The organism is Sulfobacillus thermotolerans, from assembly GCF_039623705.1.
Classification (GTDB): Bacteria; Bacillota; Sulfobacillia; order Sulfobacillales; family Sulfobacillaceae; genus Sulfobacillus; species Sulfobacillus thermotolerans.
The window spans coordinates 1,889,945-1,905,173 of the sequence record NZ_CP133983.1; the positions used below are offsets into that span (position 1 = coordinate 1,889,945).

The following is a 15,229-nucleotide window of genomic DNA, read 5'->3' on the forward strand; positions in this document are numbered from 1 at the left end:
GGGGAATAGCGATGTTCGGACAATTTACCGAAAAGGCGCGGCGTGTGGTGATTCATGCCCAAGATGAAGCGCGCCGTATGGGACATAATTTTGTAGGCACGGAGCATCTGCTGTTGGGATTGATTCGCGAAACGAACTCATTGCCCGCGAAAGTACTCCAGTCAATCGGGTTGGACCTGGAAACAGTAAGAGCCGAAGTGTTGAAGGCAACCGGGCGAGGACCTGCTATTGGCCCCAATGAGGAGGTCACATTTACACCCCGGGCGAAAAAAGTCGTTTTGGAATTGGCTGGACAGGAAGCAAGAGCTCTCAACCAAAATTACATTGGGCCTGAACACTTGCTCCTCGGATTGATTCGTGAAGGTGAGGGTGTCGCGGCACAAGTATTGTTGGCAGCGGGCGCCGATTTAAACAAAGTCCGTCACCAGCTCTTGCACAATGCGGCGGGAGGACAACAAGCGGCTAGCAATGCGTCGGAGCAGGCGCCATCGGTGAATACGCCGACCTTGGACCTCTATGGACGGGACTTAACTCAGATGGCACGAGAGAACAAGTTGGATCCGGTCATTGGCCGAGACACGGAGGCTGAGCGCGTCATTCAAATTTTGAGTCGGCGCACGAAGAATAATCCGGTATTAATTGGAGAGCCGGGTGTAGGCAAGACGGCTGTGGTTGAAGGCCTAGCAGAGCGCATTGTGGAAAACAAGGTGCCAGAAATTCTCAAGGACCGCCGTGTGGTGGCGTTGGACTTAGGGGCCATGCTGGCCGGCTCTAAATACCGGGGAGAGTTTGAAGATCGTCTAAAACGCGCCATGAACGAAATTCGTGAAGCGAAAAATGTCATTTTATTCATTGACGAGATGCACACGATTGTGGGCGCTGGCGCTGCGGAAGGAGCTATTGATGCGGCCAACATTTTAAAACCAGCCTTGGCGCGGGGTGAGTTGCAAGCCATTGGAGCGACTACCTTGGACGAATATCGCAAATATGTTGAGCGGGATCCGGCCTTGGAACGACGGTTTCAGCCGATTATGGTGGAGGAGCCTTCCGCAGAAGAAACGCTTCAGATTTTAAAGGGCTTGCGTGATCGCTACGAGGCCCACCACCGGGTCAACATTATTGACGAAGCCCTGGAGGCGGCGGTGCGCCTCTCTGACCGTTATGTTTCGGACCGGTTTCTTCCCGACAAAGCGATCGACTTGATTGATGAAGCCGCGTCGCGGGTGCGTTTGAAGAGCTATGTCGCCCCGCCTGACTTAAAGGACTTGGCCGAAAAATTGGAAGACATTCGCAAGGAAAAAGAAGCGGCCGTCCAAGCGCAAGAATTTGAGAAAGCGGCGCAAATGCGGGACGAAGAGCAGAAGCTGCGTGAGGAGCTAGAACGTGAGACTCAGGAATGGCACGCCCGCCAAGGGAAGGAAGCCATCAATGTCACGCCCGAAGATATTGCGCACATTGTCTCGTCGTGGACAGGAATTCCCGTCGAAAAACTTAAAGGCGAGGAATCGGAACGTCTCTTGAAGCTGGAGGATGAACTACATGCCCGGGTGGTGGGGCAGCAAGAGGCCGTTGAAGCCGTAAGCCGTGCCATACGCCGGGCCCGGGCCGGGTTGAAAAATCCGCGCCGGCCGATTGGATCATTTCTCTTCTTGGGGCCCACAGGAGTTGGGAAATCTGAGCTGGCCAAGGCCTTGGCGGCGTCACTGTTTGGCGATGAAGAGGCCATGGTGACGATTGATATGTCCGAGTATATGGAACGCCATGCCGTGTCACGACTCATGGGCGCTCCGCCCGGATATGTGGGATATGAAGAAGGCGGTCAATTGACAGAAGCGGTGAGACGCCATCCGTATTCTGTGGTTTTGCTTGATGAAATTGAAAAGGCGCATCCTGAGGTTTTTAATATTCTTCTGCAAGTGTTGGAAGAAGGACGGCTGACAGAAGCTAAAGGGCGCACGGTGGACTTTCGCAATACCGTCATCATTATGACCTCAAATGTGGGAGCTGACCTGATTAAACGTCAAAACACCATTGGGTTTCGTCGGGAGTCGGATGAAGGGCATTACCGCGAGATGAAAGATCGGCTGATGGATGAAGTGAAGCACACATTTCGTCCCGAGTTTATCAATCGTGTGGATGAGATTATTGTGTTCCATGAGCTGTCTGGCGATCAACTGGCACAAATTGTGGGGATTATGCTGAAAGAGGTTGAAGACCGCCTGCAACAAAACGGCTATACGTTGGCGATTACTGATGCGGCGAAGCTCGTTATTGCTAAAGATGGCTATGATCCCGTGTTTGGTGCTCGTCCCTTGCGCCGTGCAATTCAGCGGCTGGTGGAAGACCCCTTGGCAGAGGCGATTCTGGCGGCGAAGTTCCCGGAAGGGGCGCATATTTTGGTGGATGCGGAAGATGGGAAACTAACGTTTACCGAAATGACGACCAGTGACACTGTGCTTAATGACCAGCGGGGGTGAGGACAATCCGAGAACAGACGCGGTATGTGTGCCAGGTTTGTGCCACCACCAGTGTTCGCTGGATGGGCCGCTGTCCGGGGTGTGGTGGGTATAATACCATGGAGCAGGAAATCGTCCGGAAGGAGCCGACTCCGGCTCCTTCCGCTTCCGGTTCGGGAGCCACGCCGGTGCCGATTACCACGATTGAAGCGGAAAGTACTGTGCGGATATCGACCGGGATTGCCGAGGTTGACAGGGTTTTGGGTGGGGGAATGGTGCCTAACGGATATTTTCTGTTGGGAGGCGATCCTGGGATAGGCAAGTCGACGCTATTGCTGCAGATCGCGGCGTTTGTTAGCAGGCAAGGACCGGTGCTCTATATTACCGCTGAAGAGTCTGCCGCCCAAACCCGAATTCGTGCACAGCGACTTGGTGCTTTGCCTGACCAACTTTATGTTATGGCGGAAGGTAACATTCGCATCATTGAATCGGTTATCACCTCCCGATCATGGCAACTCGTGGTAGTCGATTCGTTGCAGACCGTCTATGACGCGGAGATCGAGAGTGCACCGGGGAGTGTGGGTCAGGTTCGCGGCATTGCCGCTCGTTTGATGAAAGTGGCTAAAACGATGTGTCCAATCTTTTTGGTTGGGCATGTGAACAAAGAAGGGTCAATGCGGCCCGCAGCTTAGGGTAACTTAGGCTGAGGCACTGGGCTATATGCATGAAACACTGGGAGTGGCGCGCGAGAGCCCGCCGCAGCGGTCAACGTGCAGGAAACGGAGACAACTTTGGATCCTCAGAGACAATATGCCCAGCTCCTAGCGTTATGGGCTCAAGGTAATAAGGTTTTGCGTCGGCAATTCAATGGACAGGCACACACCCGTTCCTTAGAGGCTTGGCAGCTTGGACAAAGCATCGCGAGTCATGGCATAGGTGTATTGCCCATGCAATTGAATCCCGTGATCTTCTTTATCGCAGATGACCCAGATGACGTGAATGCGTGGTGTGTTCTCGTGGACGAGACGCTCAATAGCCAACGTGAGTGGTTTCGGCGACCAATCTGGCTCTCTTGGGATAATCGCTGGCAGTACAACGGGACATGGACCCTGCCTGCGGCGTTCATGGCGCGTTTGGGAAAACGTCAATGGCAAACCCTACGCCGGTATGTGGAAGGCCATGCAGATTCTGTTGCCTGGCACTCCCATGGGGACGTGCAAGACGTCTTGGCGGGACTTCGACACGAACCTCGCCGGATTGGACAAGCGCCCGCCGCCTTATGGCTTCCGCTGGCTCAATTATGGCGTCACCGTGGGTCATGGAGGCAGGTTGCGTTAGATCCGACGGACCATCTGCCGTGGCTGGAGTATGATGCGAACACCGACAAATTCCTATGGCCCCGAACGAAGGATGAAGACAGTGTCCAATAAGCGCTAGCAGGGCCCCGGGTGGTAGAGCATTTAGTCGACGTCGTGCTCATGTTTGAGGGGGACCGACAAAATATCTTCCGCGTTCTGCGGGGCGTTAAAAATCGTTTTGGTTCGACCAGTGAGTTAGGACTTTTTGCGATGGAAGGGGAGGGATTGGTTGGGGTTGAGGACCCGTCCCGTATGCTTTTAGAAGAGCGACCTGTCGATCGGCCGGGATCAGTCGTTGTCGCAGCGTTTGAAGGCACACGTCCCTTAATGGTGGAGGTGCAGGCGTTGTTGGTGCGGAGCTTTGGGACCCCTAGGCGCGTGGTCTCAGGCATGGATCCACACCGCGTGGCATTAGTCTTGGCGGTCATTGAACGGCATTTACGCTTGAGGATTTCCGAAATGGATGCGTATTTCAAAGTCACCGGCGGCGTATCCATTGATGATCCCGCGATGGATTTAGGCATTTTAGCGGCCGCAGTATCCTCGTTGACCGGCCAAGCGATCGGGCCTGAGTGGGCGGTCTGTGGGGAAGTCGGGTTAACAGGTGAAATTCGACGCGTTCCCCGCTTAGAAGAACGTGTCAAAGAAGCGGGGGGGCTTGGGTTTACCCGTTTAGTGGTGCCCGGCACGGTGTCATCGGTTCAGCCCGGGATATTAACATTTGCCGCGACGCGCATAGGCGACGTGATTGCGCGGCTCGGATTAGAAAGTCCGGAGGACTGAGAACGTGAATGAGGATCCACTTTTAGAAATATTGGCTGGCGTGGCGCCGGGGACACCTTTGCGGGATGCGTTGGACAATATTTTGCGCGCCCGTACGGGGGCCTTGATTATCATTGGAGGGGAACCCGCCATCGATGAGGACTGCGATGGCGGGTTCCCCCTGGATGTGCCCTTTCAGCACCAGTTAGTGTATGAACTTGCTAAAATGGACGGCGCTATTTTGTTAGATCGTCACCTCGAGCGCATTAGGCGGGCGAATGTCGAAATGATTCCCAAAAAATATGCCCCGTCTCATGAGACGGGGATGCGCCACCGGACGGCAGAGCGGATTGCCCAAACCCGAGATGCCACGGTTATCGCTGTTTCGCAAAGGCGACAAGTGGTGACCTTGTACCGCGGCCAGATGCGCTATATGTTGCATGACCTCAGCTACATTTTAACCAAGGCTACGAATGCCTTGGCGTCCTTAGGACGTTATGACCGCTTGTTTCGTAGTGCTACACGTCGCCTGGGGGAGGCTGAACAAGAAGGCTTGGCCACGCTGGGCGAAGTTGCCGAAGTGATGCGCAGAGGCTATATTGCTTTAAAAATTCGGCGAGAAATCAAACGCTACGTAGTTGAATTGGGCCGCGATGGCCATTTGATTGATTTGCAACTGGAGGAATATCCTGATATTTACTGGGAGTGGTTATGGCTGTGGAGAGATTATCAGCGAGAGGCTAATGCGCCACCTCCTCCCTGGGAAGAAGCGGAATCTTGGAACACCACGGCGTGGGGAATCGCTCTGGGATTTGATAGTCTGGGCCAGCCCCTATCTCCACGCGGATATAGGTGGCTATACCACCTACAACTTCTGCCAGGGCCTGTCATTGACCGACTCGGTAGCCACTTTGCAAGCCGGCAGGCATTAGCTGAAGCGACGGCTGAGGAATTATCCCTGGTTGGGGGCATAGACCACGATACGGGGTATCAGCTCTGGACGGCTTTGCATAGCGGCCTTGGCAAAACCGACGCCTAGCTGTGGGGGTCGGGTGTGTTTTTGCCAAATTCTTTGCTTTTTCTCATGTGTTCGGTGCTATCATAGAGAGCACGGGGGTTTTAAATTCTGTTTATTGGACTTGTAAATTAAGGTATTTATTCCACACCTCCGGGAGACACTAGAAATTGGGATGGCAAGAATTTGCTGGGTCATCTGAACAGGACAGGAGGAGGTGGCAGATATGGGAAAGACCATGCGCCAAATTATTATGCTTCTTGGGGCCGTTCTCGGGATTGGCGGCGTATTTCAAAATCTTCACATGCTCAAGGCTCTGCCATATCTGAAGGGGTTCGGGCCGGATCGCGGTGTCATTTTTCTCGCTATAGGATTGGTAGGCGGTGGGATTTTAGCCTATGTGTTGGGACCGTGGCTGTGGGGCGGAGCATCAAAGGCCATGGAGTGGGGGGAAAGTCGGCTGCAGAAAACGCCGACACAAGACTTGTTGTCTGGTGCCGTGGGCTTAATTGTTGGGCTGTTGATTGCCTTCCTTCTCACCTCGGAATTGACGGGATTTGGCTTGTTGGGCATTCTCGTGCGAATCGCTATTACCGTTGGTCTTGGCTATGTGGGTTTGCGCGTGTCGATTCGAAAAAAAGACGAACTTATGCGGCCGCAGAGCTGGTTGCCTCGGGTTAAACACCGAGCTGCCGCCGATAGTGTCAAGCCGAAGATTCTCGACACGTCGGTGATTATCGACGGTCGTATCGCAGACATTTGCCAGACGGGATTTTTGGAAGGCCCTTTGGTGATTCCGGGGTTTGTTCTCGAAGAGCTTCGCCACATTGCCGACTCAGCCGATGTGCTCAAACGCAATCGTGGACGCCGGGGCTTGGACATCTTGAACCATATCCAAAAAGAGCTCAAAACCCAAGTGCAAATTTACGAGCGTGATGTGGATCCCAATTTGGAAGTGGACTCGAAATTACTGAAGCTGGCTAAGATCTTAGACGGCAAAGTCATTACAAACGATTTCAATTTGAACAAAGTGGCTGCCTTGCAAGGCGTACCGGTGCTGAACATTAACGAGTTGGCGAATGCCGTGAAGCCGGTTGTATTGCCCGGGGAAGAGATGGTTGTCCATGTGATTAAAGATGGGAAAGAGTCTGGGCAAGGCATTGGCTATTTGGATGATGGAACCATGATTGTAGTGGATGGCGGTCGCAAATTTATTGGACAGACTGTTGCCGTCGTGGTGACGTCCGTGTTGCAAACAGCGGCGGGCCGTATGATTTTTGCTAAACTGAAAGCGGCCTTAAATAGTGTAGAATTGAGTGAAGCCTAAGCGCAATACGGTGATATCAGAACCCGGCGGAGGCCGGGTTCTTGTGATCTCGACACAATGACAACGGAGGATGATGGGTGAGAAGTTTTGGGTTGTTATTGGCAGCAGGTCAAAGCCTACGCATGGGCCCTTATGGGGCCAAGCTCTGGATCATGTTGCAAGGGCGACCAGCCTTCGCATGGAGCTTGGAACATTTTGCGGTGCACGGCCGTTTTGATGGCGGAGTGGTGGTGGTCCGCCCCGAACAAGAGGCGGATGTGTTGCGGTGGTTAGACATTTTGCAGTTGACACACTGGAAGACGGTTACGGGCGGACGTGACCGTTATTTATCGGTGCAAAAGGGGCTCGAAGCTCTACGTCCTCAGATGGATCCACTCGACGTTGTGCTGATTCATGATGCAGCGCGTATTTTAGTGCCAGAGGCCGTCATTGACCGTGTGCGACAAGCCGCGGCCGAATGGGGAGCGGCGTTGCCGGGAGTGGCCGTCACCGATACCGTCAAACGGGTAGACGAAACACAAGACGGGTGGGACGTCGCCCAAACCATCGCGCGCACATCCTTGCGTTTAGCGCAGACCCCGCAGGGATTTCATCAGCATGTCATATGGGAGGCGCATCGGCGTTGGACGCATGGGATCCCGACGGACGATGCGGAAGTCGTGGAGGCGATGGGGCACCGCGTGGTGATGGTGGACGGCGATCCCAATAACCGGAAGTTGACGACGCCTGAGGACATCTTGTGGTTTGAATGGAGGCTAAGCCATGGGTAATTCCACCCGTATTGGCCAGGGCATTGACGTTCACCCTTTGGTCGAAGGACGCCCGTTGATTGTGGGCGGGGTGGGTATTCCTTATGACCGGGGTCTTGAGGGCGACACGGATGGCGACGTATTAACTCATGCACTTATGGATGCAATTTTAGGCGCCTTGGCCTTAGGAGACTTAGGCACCTACTTTAAAAGCGACGATCCGAGGGTGCAAGGCGCCTCATCATTGACGCTCTTGCAACAAGTGGTCGTGATGATGAAACACCATGGATATCAACTTGTCTCAGCGGATATGACGATTGTGGCCCAAAAACCTAAGATGGCGCCTTATATTCTGGCCATGCGCGAAAATCTCAGCAGAGTCTGTGAGTGTGATCTTTTAACTCAGGTGTTGTGAGGAGGGCGTACGGTGTTAGATCCGTCAAAAATCCGCGATGTGCAACAAATCAGCGAATCGTCCGGACGGTTGCTGGCTGAGCTTGCCGCATGGAAGGAATTAACCCCCGATACCATTTCTGGCGATTTGCCGGCCATTGAGCAATATCTGAAATCCGAGTTAAATAAGAGCCCTGATGCGATTGTGCGCGTTGTGGAATGCGGATCCCAACAACGGGTTTTGATGGTGTACATCGATGGGCTGGTCGATACCGAGATGGTCGACCAAGATATCATTGCTCCCTTGCTTAAGACCACCGCACCTCCCGACCACTGGGACCAGAGCACTTTGCATGTGGGGCACATCAGTCAAGAAACCCACTGGAATAAAATTTGGCCCAAACTGTTGGCGGGGAACACGGTTTTAGTGCCCGAAGGGTCCACGTATGCGTGGTTGGTCGATACGGTTCAGTATCGTCAACGAGCGATCGAACGGCCTCAGACGGAATTGGCCATCCGCGGGCCCCAAGAAGCGTTCAACGAGATTGGGCTGACCCAAATGAACCAGATTCGCCGTCGGCTTAGAGACAAACGTCTTGTGTTTCAGCAGATGCAATTAGGCACATTGGACCATCATCCTATTGTGGTGGCGGGGCTGCATGGCGTGGTAAACCCAGGCCTTTGGGAAACGGTGCTTTACCGGTTGCACCGCATCCGTTTGGATGCGGTCCCCAATGCCACGCAAATCGGGAGTATGATTCGCGATCATCCCTATAGCATCTTTCCCACGGTGCGCTATACCGAGCACGTAGACTTTGTAGTATGGGCTCTCGAACAAGGCAAAGTCGCGGTGCTTGTCGATGGGGACCCTTTTGTTATTTTGTTACCTGCCACTCTTTGGGACTTCTATCAAACGGGAATGGATTACAACTCGCCGTGGTATGATGCCTCGTTTGCACGGTTTATTCGCATGGCCGGTTTTTTCATTACGCTGTATTTTCCGGGACTCTACATTGTGTTTACCACGACGAATCAGAATCTGGTGCCCTATCAATTGTTGACCACCATCATCGGCAGCCATATTGGTTTACCGTTTCCTCCCATTCTTGAGGCCATTATTATGATTTTTGTGATTGAAATTATCCGTGAGGCCGCACTGCGTCTGCGGCCCAATTTTGGGGGCTTGGGATGACATGCTGGTGCCAAGCCAGACGGCCGTCATTCCCGTCACCACGGTGATGCATAAGACGATTGAGGTGAATCGGTGCGCATGGCTGACACCATCGCGGGTGATTGTGTGCTCTCCTGCACAAACGGTTCATTGGGCCATGGTTATGGGGCTTTATAAGAATGGCGCGTTGCAAGTTCTGGATAACAAACGCTCCGCTTATGCCGAGGACGTGCGCATCTCGACGCGGCGCCGAGTCGACATTCGTGGAAGGCGTGCGGTGGCTTACTGGAAAATTTCTGTGGCAGGTCATTGGCAGTCCGTCCAGAGAAATGCGGCCAATCGGGCCCTCAATTTGGCAGCGGAACGAGAGATTTTGCATAATGTGTTGGCACTTTACCGGTGGGCGGGTCAAGAACAGGCCGACCCCTTTGGGGTCAGGAACCAATTGGTATGGCTCTCAGCTCCTCATTCATCAATGCCACCCTTGGAGGTGAGTGTCCAGTGCCACATCACATCTACCGCGCGAACCGTGTAACCTTTTCCCAATCCATGGAGCGCATGGGTTTATTTGAATTTCTCATGGTCATCCTTGCCGCCTATGCGAGTGGAGGCATTTATGTTTGGCCTCGGAGTTTATGCCAAATGGCGGGGCAAAATGGGACTATTGCGTTGCTGCTATCGGGCCTATGGGCTGTCTTGGTCTTTGGGGGAGTGGCGTATTGGGCGCTTAAAGCGCCTGGTCAAAACGCATATCAAAAACTCGAGTCAACGGTCGGCAACGTGCTTGCGGCCAGCATTGCGATAGCTACGGGGCTTATGACGGCGGCGTATCTGGCATTAATTAGTGCTTTGTATATTTCCGTGTTAACGACGGTAGTCATTCCAGGACACCGAGCATGGAGTTTAGGGGTAGTATTGGTGATTTATGTGTTTTGGTTAAGTACCAGACCACCCATTTCGGTGGTGCGAATGTTTACGATTACGATTCCAGGCCTTACAGTTTTAACGTTGATAACCGCCGTGCTAGGATTTCACAACATGCAATTTCCCAATGCGTTACGCCCTCACTTCCCTATTGCTTTAAAACCGGTGGCTATGGCGAGCGTCTCTGGCACCTTCTTCTGGATTCCCATCATGCCGACGGCGACGGCGATCGGCATGATGCGTAAAGCCGTGAGGGCTCGGGCGGTAGGGGTGACGTTGTGGGGTACGGGACTACAAATAGCGTTGCTTGTCGTCCTTTATGTGCTCGCGGTTTCGACGCTTGGACCGCAAGGAGTGGCTCATTCCACATGGCCCATTGTGTTTGTGTTTGAAAACATTGACCTCTCGAATTTCTTTATTAGTGAGATTGGTTTTGGAGTGGCAATCATTTGGACGGTCAGTTTTATGGGGTTTATCGGTTGGCATATCTGGCATCAAGGCTTGCTATTGGATCATTTGCACCATGGGAAGCCCAGTCAAAGCAAAGTTGCGGTGGCCGTCGCGATTGTCATGGTGGGGGCCATGGTCTTGGAAGTGAGCTTTAATCCGGCCATTTTAGAGCATTTGCTCTTGGTAATTTTAGCTCCCATCAACTTTGTGGGGACCTCGTTATGGGTGAGTACCTTGGTGCTTATCACATGGAGGAAAGGACGGCGCCAAAGCTCCCAAGCGAGAAGTCTTCCCCGCTAGAGGGTGCCGTAGCCGGGGCGGATTAGGGCGTTTTCGGTGTGGCCGAGATGGTAATGCGCTTGGCGATTAGACGTGCTTGACCGATATCGGTGCCGTAGCCAATGACTAATTGTCCCTCGGGGCCTGCAACAATGTGGGGGATTGGAGGCCAATTAGCGGTTACGCCGACTGCATGGTGGGAGAAGGATGCAGCGCTGGCGGGATAGGATAAGGATGGCCATGGCCATTGTTGCAGAGGCTGGCCTGGAATCCAAAGACTTAGATGACGCAGGCCGGCGATCCATAGCCCATGCTGAGTCGCCGATTGTGCGGCTAGAGGACTTAGGTGCAGGTGTGCAATCCACTGCAACGTCGTGTGGTGGAGAACTTCACCAATATTGCCATTCGCATCGAGCAGCCATAGGGGACTTGGCCCCGTTTGATGACCCATCGCGACAAAAAAATCGCCGGGCGCGGCGCTGACAACAGGTGTCCATAAATTTTGGGCGATATCAAGAGACCATAAGGCGTCAGCGGTTAACAACCACAAATAACCGGGGCGTCTAGCAAATGCAATGGCCACCGGATCCTCGGGACTGGGAAGCGTAAACGACTGCATGTGTCGTGTGGTGGTATTCATAATACGCACGAGCTGGCTGCCTTGAAATGATGTATACACGGAGGCGGTTTCATTCTGCGCATGAACGGTTGGACCGGGAATACCGTAATCGCCCGGGACAAATGCTCCGGTGCGGGTCCATCCGCCGACATAGCCCCAGTGCCGGTACCAAACGGTGTCACTGCCGCTCACAACGAGATCAACCGCGCCCCAATAGGCCGACTGTGCAAGGCTTAGAGTGTGAGGATTGAGGCCCGATCCCGAGGGAAAAGCGGTCGTTGGAGGGACAGTGGTCCAGACATTGCGGTGGGTGGCGAAGTTGTACCATCCAATCGTGGTGCTATCCCCTAGCGGGTTACTGGTCCCGTAATAAATTCGTTCGTCGGGTCCCCATAATACGGACGAAATCGCCGTGCCTTCATTGAGAAGCACTTCAGGGCCGATGGAGACCGATTGCCACGAAACATTGGCCGTTATGAGGGTTTTGGTGTGTTTGGGTGCGTTTTGAATGGGGCCTTGGGCGGGCATCGGGGAAGAAGAACCGCAACCGGTAAGAGCCGTTGCAGCTATGGCCAAGACTCCTAAAAAACGGCGAATAGGCACATCGTTCCCTCACTTTCCTAGTCTTAGTGTATCGCCTGCATAAAGGGAGGGCAAGCTATAACACGATTTGGCGGCCAGAGTTCCGCAAGGGATGGTGAAGCGATGAACACTTGGGCTCACGGTATAGCCATAGGGCTGCAAGTCATTGCGTTAGGTTCCGGACTCACGCCGGGCCAACGTCAGCAGATGGTTGCCTACCTCGCCACAAGTCACGGCCCACCTGTGATTACCACGGTGTTTTTACATCCCGGAGAGGGGCGGTTTATGGGGTGTGCCTCCCTAGAAACGAGTGAGAGAGACGGCGGACTATCGGTTCACGTCTACCATATTACCCAGGTGCGGGCGCCGATGTACCGAGCCGTACTGGAAACAGCAGGCATGAATAAAGGTTCTGTTGTGATTGCTGCTCCTTACGGGATTCCTGGTATCCATGTGTTGCCAGCCCTGTGGGCGGCGGCACGTTTAGCCCATGAGCCGGTGAATCCCCATGTACAACATGACGCTCAAGAGGAGCTTGCGGTGATGAGCCAGTTGACGCACCATGGGCATGATGCGGCGGGCGTGGTGCGTCTGGTTACCGTCCTGACACAACTCGCAAAGCGCACCCCGAATTTGTCCGCTCCCCAAAGAGCGGCTGAGGTTGAGCGCCTAGCACGGCAATGTCAGGTTTCGGCAACCGCAGTTCAACGTCAGCAATTGGCCGACGCTATTTGGCAGACCCTACGAGACCAACAGGCGTAGGCACGCCTCCCGTGACCTTGGATTGACGTCGGGTCCAACTTTTCCTAAAATGCAGGGAACAGTCAGGGGCTCCCATGCATCGGGGCCGGGTCAGAAAGGCGGGGTCCGATGATCTATATCTACGATACGTTAACGCGGCAGAAGCGGCCGTTCATCCCTTTGAAGCCGCCCGAAGTTTCGATTTATGTATGCGGTGTGACACCCTATGCGGAGGCGCATGTGGGCCATGCCCGTCCGGCCGTGATGTGGGACGTGATCAAACGGCACTTGACGCGGCGTGGGTATTTCGTACGGCATGTCCAGAATTTCACAGATATTGATGACAAAATTGTGCGCCAAGCATTAGCAGAACATGAGGATCCTAAAGTGTTAGCCGAACGATATATGGCGCAATATACGGATGTTATGCAACGTCTGCGGGTGATTCCGCCCGATTACGCGCCGCGTGTGACCGAAAATATCCCACAAATTATCGCGTTTATCACCGAGCTGATTAACAAACAGATGGCATATGTCTCCGGGCATGATGTGTATTTTACGGTGACAGATGATGGCACTTATGGTCAATTATCCGGCCGCAAAATTGAGGATTTGTATGCGGGGGTGCGAATGGAAGTGCACGAAGGTAAGCGTGCGCCCCAGGATTTTGCGCTATGGAAAAGTGCTGACGATACGGAACCCGGGTGGGTTAGCCCATGGGGCTATGGACGACCTGGATGGCATATCGAGTGCTCAACCATGGCTGCGCAATATTTAGGACGGCAATTCGACCTGCATGGGGGCGGCCTTGACTTAGTGTTCCCGCATCATGAAAATGAAAGGGCCCAATCCATGGGGTATTTCGGATGTGAACCCGCTAGCTATTGGGTCCACAATGGACTGATCACCCAAGATAACGTCAAGATGTCGAAATCCCTCGGCAATGGGCTGGGGCTTCGGGAGATTTTGGAGCAGATTGACCCTGTCGTTTTACGTACCTACCTCTTGAGCGTTCACTACCGATCGCCCTTAGACTTTCAGCTAGCCTCTGCTGAGGAGTGGGGGCGAGGCTTGCAACGGATATGGCGCCTATGGGACGAAGCAAAAAATCAGCCAGCCCCTAGTGAATGGGTGGATGAACCGTGGGCACGGCGTTTGGAAAGTTTTGAACAGCGGCTGGCCGAGTGCTTAGACGATGACTTTAATACGGCCAAAGCCTTTGCGGAAGTTTTTGAAATGGCGCATGATGTGCGATATGGCATGGCCCAAGGCCATGGGGCATTGGCACTCGCATGGGCGCGTAGGAACTTGCAGGCGGCGGACCAGATCTTGGGTCTCTTGCCGGAAACGTCCCAAGTCCTATCGTTATCGACGATGGCTGAACGGCTGCTGAGCATTCGCGAGCAGGCACGAGCGCGACGAGATTTTCAGGAGGCCGATGCTATCCGCAATTTACTGGCAAAGGCGGGATATACCATTGAAGACACACCAGAGGGACCGCGGATCTTATCTCAGCCGTCCGCGTGAGAGACAGGCGGAACTCCATCAAGAGGGCGAGGATAATATTTTAGTCGGACGTCGGCCGGTGTTGGAGGCTTTGCGTGCTGGGCGGGGGATCCAACGCCTATGGGTTCTTGACCGCGAACATGAAGGTAGTATGCGCGAGATTATTGGTCTGGGGCGTGAACGCGGCATTACAATCCAGATGGTGCCACGGGCTAAATTGGATGCGTTGGCGGGGCCTCTTAATCATCAAGGGGTTGTTGCGGCGGTCAGTGCAGTTCCCTTAAAAACATTGGATGATGTGAAAGAGATTGTGGCTGCTCAAGGTCAAAATGCTTTGGTGATTCTCTTAGATCAAATTCAAGACCCGCAAAATCTCGGGGCGATTATTCGCGTTGCTAATGCGGCGGGGGCGTGTGCCGTGATAGTTCCTCAGCATGGTAGCGCACCGCTTAGTGCTGCCGTGAGTAAAGCGGCGGCAGGGGCGACCGAATACGTGCCGGTGGCGGAAGTCCCTAATTTGGCACAAGCCGTGGAAACATTAAAAACTTGGGGTCTTTTTGTGTATGCCGCTGATCCGGAAGCCCCAATCGTGTACACGCAAGCCCAGTTTCGAGGGCCTGTGGCACTGGTTATTGGAGCCGAAGGCCCAGGGCTGCGGCCGTTGGTGAAGAAGCGCTGTGATCAGATGGTGAAATTGCCTATGCAAGGCCAGGTCGCGTCGTTAAATGCAGCCACGGCGTGCGCGGTCTTGGCGTTTGAAGTAGTGCGCCAACGTAGTGCGGAGCGCGAGACAACGGATAGAAAATAGTTACGACGCTTGACGCTAGGTCGGGGCTGATGACGGATAGACTAATTTAGCAGACGCAACAAAAAAGCAAATTATTGCATGATTCGCCG

The 15,229-nt window shown here is 53.7% G+C and carries 15 protein-coding genes and 1 pseudogene; 15 read left to right on the forward strand and 1 reads right to left on the reverse strand.

Features of this window, described 5'->3' with window-relative positions; all coding sequences use genetic code 11:
* Positions 1-11: 11 nt before the first annotated feature.
* The 12 genes and pseudogenes from ORD20_RS09670 (at position 12) to ORD20_RS09725 (ending at position 10,905) form a co-directional block, all read left to right on the forward strand.
* Complete coding sequence (locus ORD20_RS09670; RefSeq protein WP_103375046.1) at positions 12-2,477, forward strand: ATP-dependent Clp protease ATP-binding subunit; 2,466 nt, start codon at positions 12-14, stop codon at positions 2,475-2,477.
* Positions 2,478-2,503: 26 nt separating this feature from the next.
* Positions 2,504-2,569 (forward strand): annotated as a pseudogene (locus ORD20_RS09675) (hypothetical protein); the annotation flags it as partial.
* 6 nt (positions 2,570-2,575) lie between these two features.
* Entirely contained in the window at positions 2,576-3,148 is a 573-nt protein-coding gene (locus tag ORD20_RS09680; RefSeq protein WP_242968385.1) for an AAA family ATPase, read from the forward strand.
* 99 nt (positions 3,149-3,247) lie between these two features.
* Positions 3,248-3,886 (forward strand): hypothetical protein, encoded by a 639-nt coding sequence (locus ORD20_RS09685; RefSeq protein WP_146039007.1) that lies wholly within the window; start codon positions 3,248-3,250, stop codon positions 3,884-3,886.
* An 18-nt stretch (positions 3,887-3,904) separates the two neighbouring features.
* Positions 3,905-4,597 carry a S16 family serine protease gene (locus tag ORD20_RS09690; protein WP_103375043.1) on the forward strand — a complete coding sequence of 231 codons (693 nt, stop codon included), beginning with the start codon at positions 3,905-3,907 and terminating at the stop codon, positions 4,595-4,597.
* Positions 4,598-4,601: 4 nt separating this feature from the next.
* Positions 4,602-5,615 carry a DNA integrity scanning diadenylate cyclase DisA gene (gene disA / locus ORD20_RS09695; RefSeq protein ID WP_103375042.1) on the forward strand — a complete coding sequence of 338 codons (1,014 nt, stop codon included), beginning with the start codon at positions 4,602-4,604 and terminating at the stop codon, positions 5,613-5,615.
* A gap of 202 nt (positions 5,616-5,817) precedes the next feature.
* Positions 5,818-6,918 (forward strand): PIN/TRAM domain-containing protein, encoded by a 1,101-nt coding sequence (locus tag ORD20_RS09700; RefSeq protein WP_103375041.1) that lies wholly within the window; start codon positions 5,818-5,820, stop codon positions 6,916-6,918.
* Positions 6,919-6,995: 77 nt separating this feature from the next.
* Positions 6,996-7,688, forward strand: coding sequence for a 2-C-methyl-D-erythritol 4-phosphate cytidylyltransferase (gene ispD / locus ORD20_RS09705; protein ID WP_103375040.1), 693 nt, complete (start codon positions 6,996-6,998; stop codon positions 7,686-7,688).
* A complete protein-coding gene (gene ispF, locus ORD20_RS09710) occupies positions 7,681-8,082 on the forward strand; it encodes a 2-C-methyl-D-erythritol 2,4-cyclodiphosphate synthase (RefSeq protein WP_430626133.1) in 402 nt (133 codons plus the stop codon). The genes ispD and ispF overlap by 8 nt, the downstream gene beginning before the upstream one ends.
* Positions 8,083-8,094: 12 nt before the next feature.
* On the forward strand, positions 8,095-9,252 hold the full coding sequence (locus tag ORD20_RS09715) for a spore germination protein (protein WP_430626134.1): 1,158 nt from the start codon (positions 8,095-8,097) through the stop codon (positions 9,250-9,252).
* A gap of 1 nt (position 9,253) precedes the next feature.
* Positions 9,254-9,766 carry a hypothetical protein gene (locus ORD20_RS09720; RefSeq protein WP_430626135.1) on the forward strand — a complete coding sequence of 171 codons (513 nt, stop codon included), beginning with the start codon at positions 9,254-9,256 and terminating at the stop codon, positions 9,764-9,766.
* Positions 9,733-10,905, forward strand: a complete 1,173-nt coding sequence (locus ORD20_RS09725) for a GerAB/ArcD/ProY family transporter (RefSeq protein ID WP_158246218.1) — start codon at positions 9,733-9,735, stop codon at positions 10,903-10,905. Before ORD20_RS09720 ends, ORD20_RS09725 begins: the two co-directional genes overlap by 34 nt.
* Positions 10,906-10,927: 22 nt before the next feature.
* Here ORD20_RS09725 and ORD20_RS09730 read toward each other — a convergent pair whose 3' ends face one another.
* The gene (locus ORD20_RS09730; RefSeq protein WP_103375035.1) at positions 10,928-12,106 is read right to left on the reverse strand and encodes a hypothetical protein; all 1,179 of its coding nucleotides are present in this window, start codon (positions 12,104-12,106) and stop codon (positions 10,928-10,930) included.
* A 102-nt stretch (positions 12,107-12,208) separates the two neighbouring features.
* Between ORD20_RS09730 and ORD20_RS09735 the strand changes: the two genes are divergently transcribed.
* From ORD20_RS09735 to rlmB, 3 genes are all read left to right on the forward strand, one after another.
* The gene (locus tag ORD20_RS09735; RefSeq protein WP_103375034.1) at positions 12,209-12,847 is read left to right on the forward strand and encodes a DUF1002 domain-containing protein; all 639 of its coding nucleotides are present in this window, start codon (positions 12,209-12,211) and stop codon (positions 12,845-12,847) included.
* Positions 12,848-12,955: 108 nt separating this feature from the next.
* Positions 12,956-14,353: a cysteine--tRNA ligase gene (gene cysS / locus ORD20_RS09740; RefSeq protein WP_103375033.1), complete on the forward strand. Its 1,398-nt coding sequence runs from the start codon at positions 12,956-12,958 to the stop codon at positions 14,351-14,353.
* Positions 14,304-15,140 (forward strand): 23S rRNA (guanosine(2251)-2'-O)-methyltransferase RlmB, encoded by an 837-nt coding sequence (gene rlmB, locus ORD20_RS09745; RefSeq protein ID WP_242968377.1) that lies wholly within the window; start codon positions 14,304-14,306, stop codon positions 15,138-15,140. Before cysS ends, rlmB begins: the two co-directional genes overlap by 50 nt.
* Positions 15,141-15,229 lie beyond the last annotated feature (89 nt).

Bases quoted from the DNA above. Each gene is read 5' to 3' on its own strand.
- ORD20_RS09670 (WP_103375046.1), top strand. From the start codon at position 12: ATGTTCGGACAATTTACCGAAAAGGCGCGGCGTGTGGTGATTCATGCC.
- ORD20_RS09680 (WP_242968385.1), top strand. From the start codon at position 2,576: ATGGAGCAGGAAATCGTCCGGAAGGAGCCGACTCCGGCTCCTTCCGCT.
- ORD20_RS09700 (WP_103375041.1), top strand. From the start codon at position 5,818: ATGGGAAAGACCATGCGCCAAATTATTATGCTTCTTGGGGCCGTTCTC.
- ispF (WP_430626133.1), top strand. From the start codon at position 7,681: ATGGGTAATTCCACCCGTATTGGCCAGGGCATTGACGTTCACCCTTTG.
- ORD20_RS09720 (WP_430626135.1), top strand. From the start codon at position 9,254: ATGCTGGTGCCAAGCCAGACGGCCGTCATTCCCGTCACCACGGTGATG.
- ORD20_RS09735 (WP_103375034.1), top strand. From the start codon at position 12,209: ATGAACACTTGGGCTCACGGTATAGCCATAGGGCTGCAAGTCATTGCG.
- cysS (WP_103375033.1), top strand. From the start codon at position 12,956: ATGATCTATATCTACGATACGTTAACGCGGCAGAAGCGGCCGTTCATC.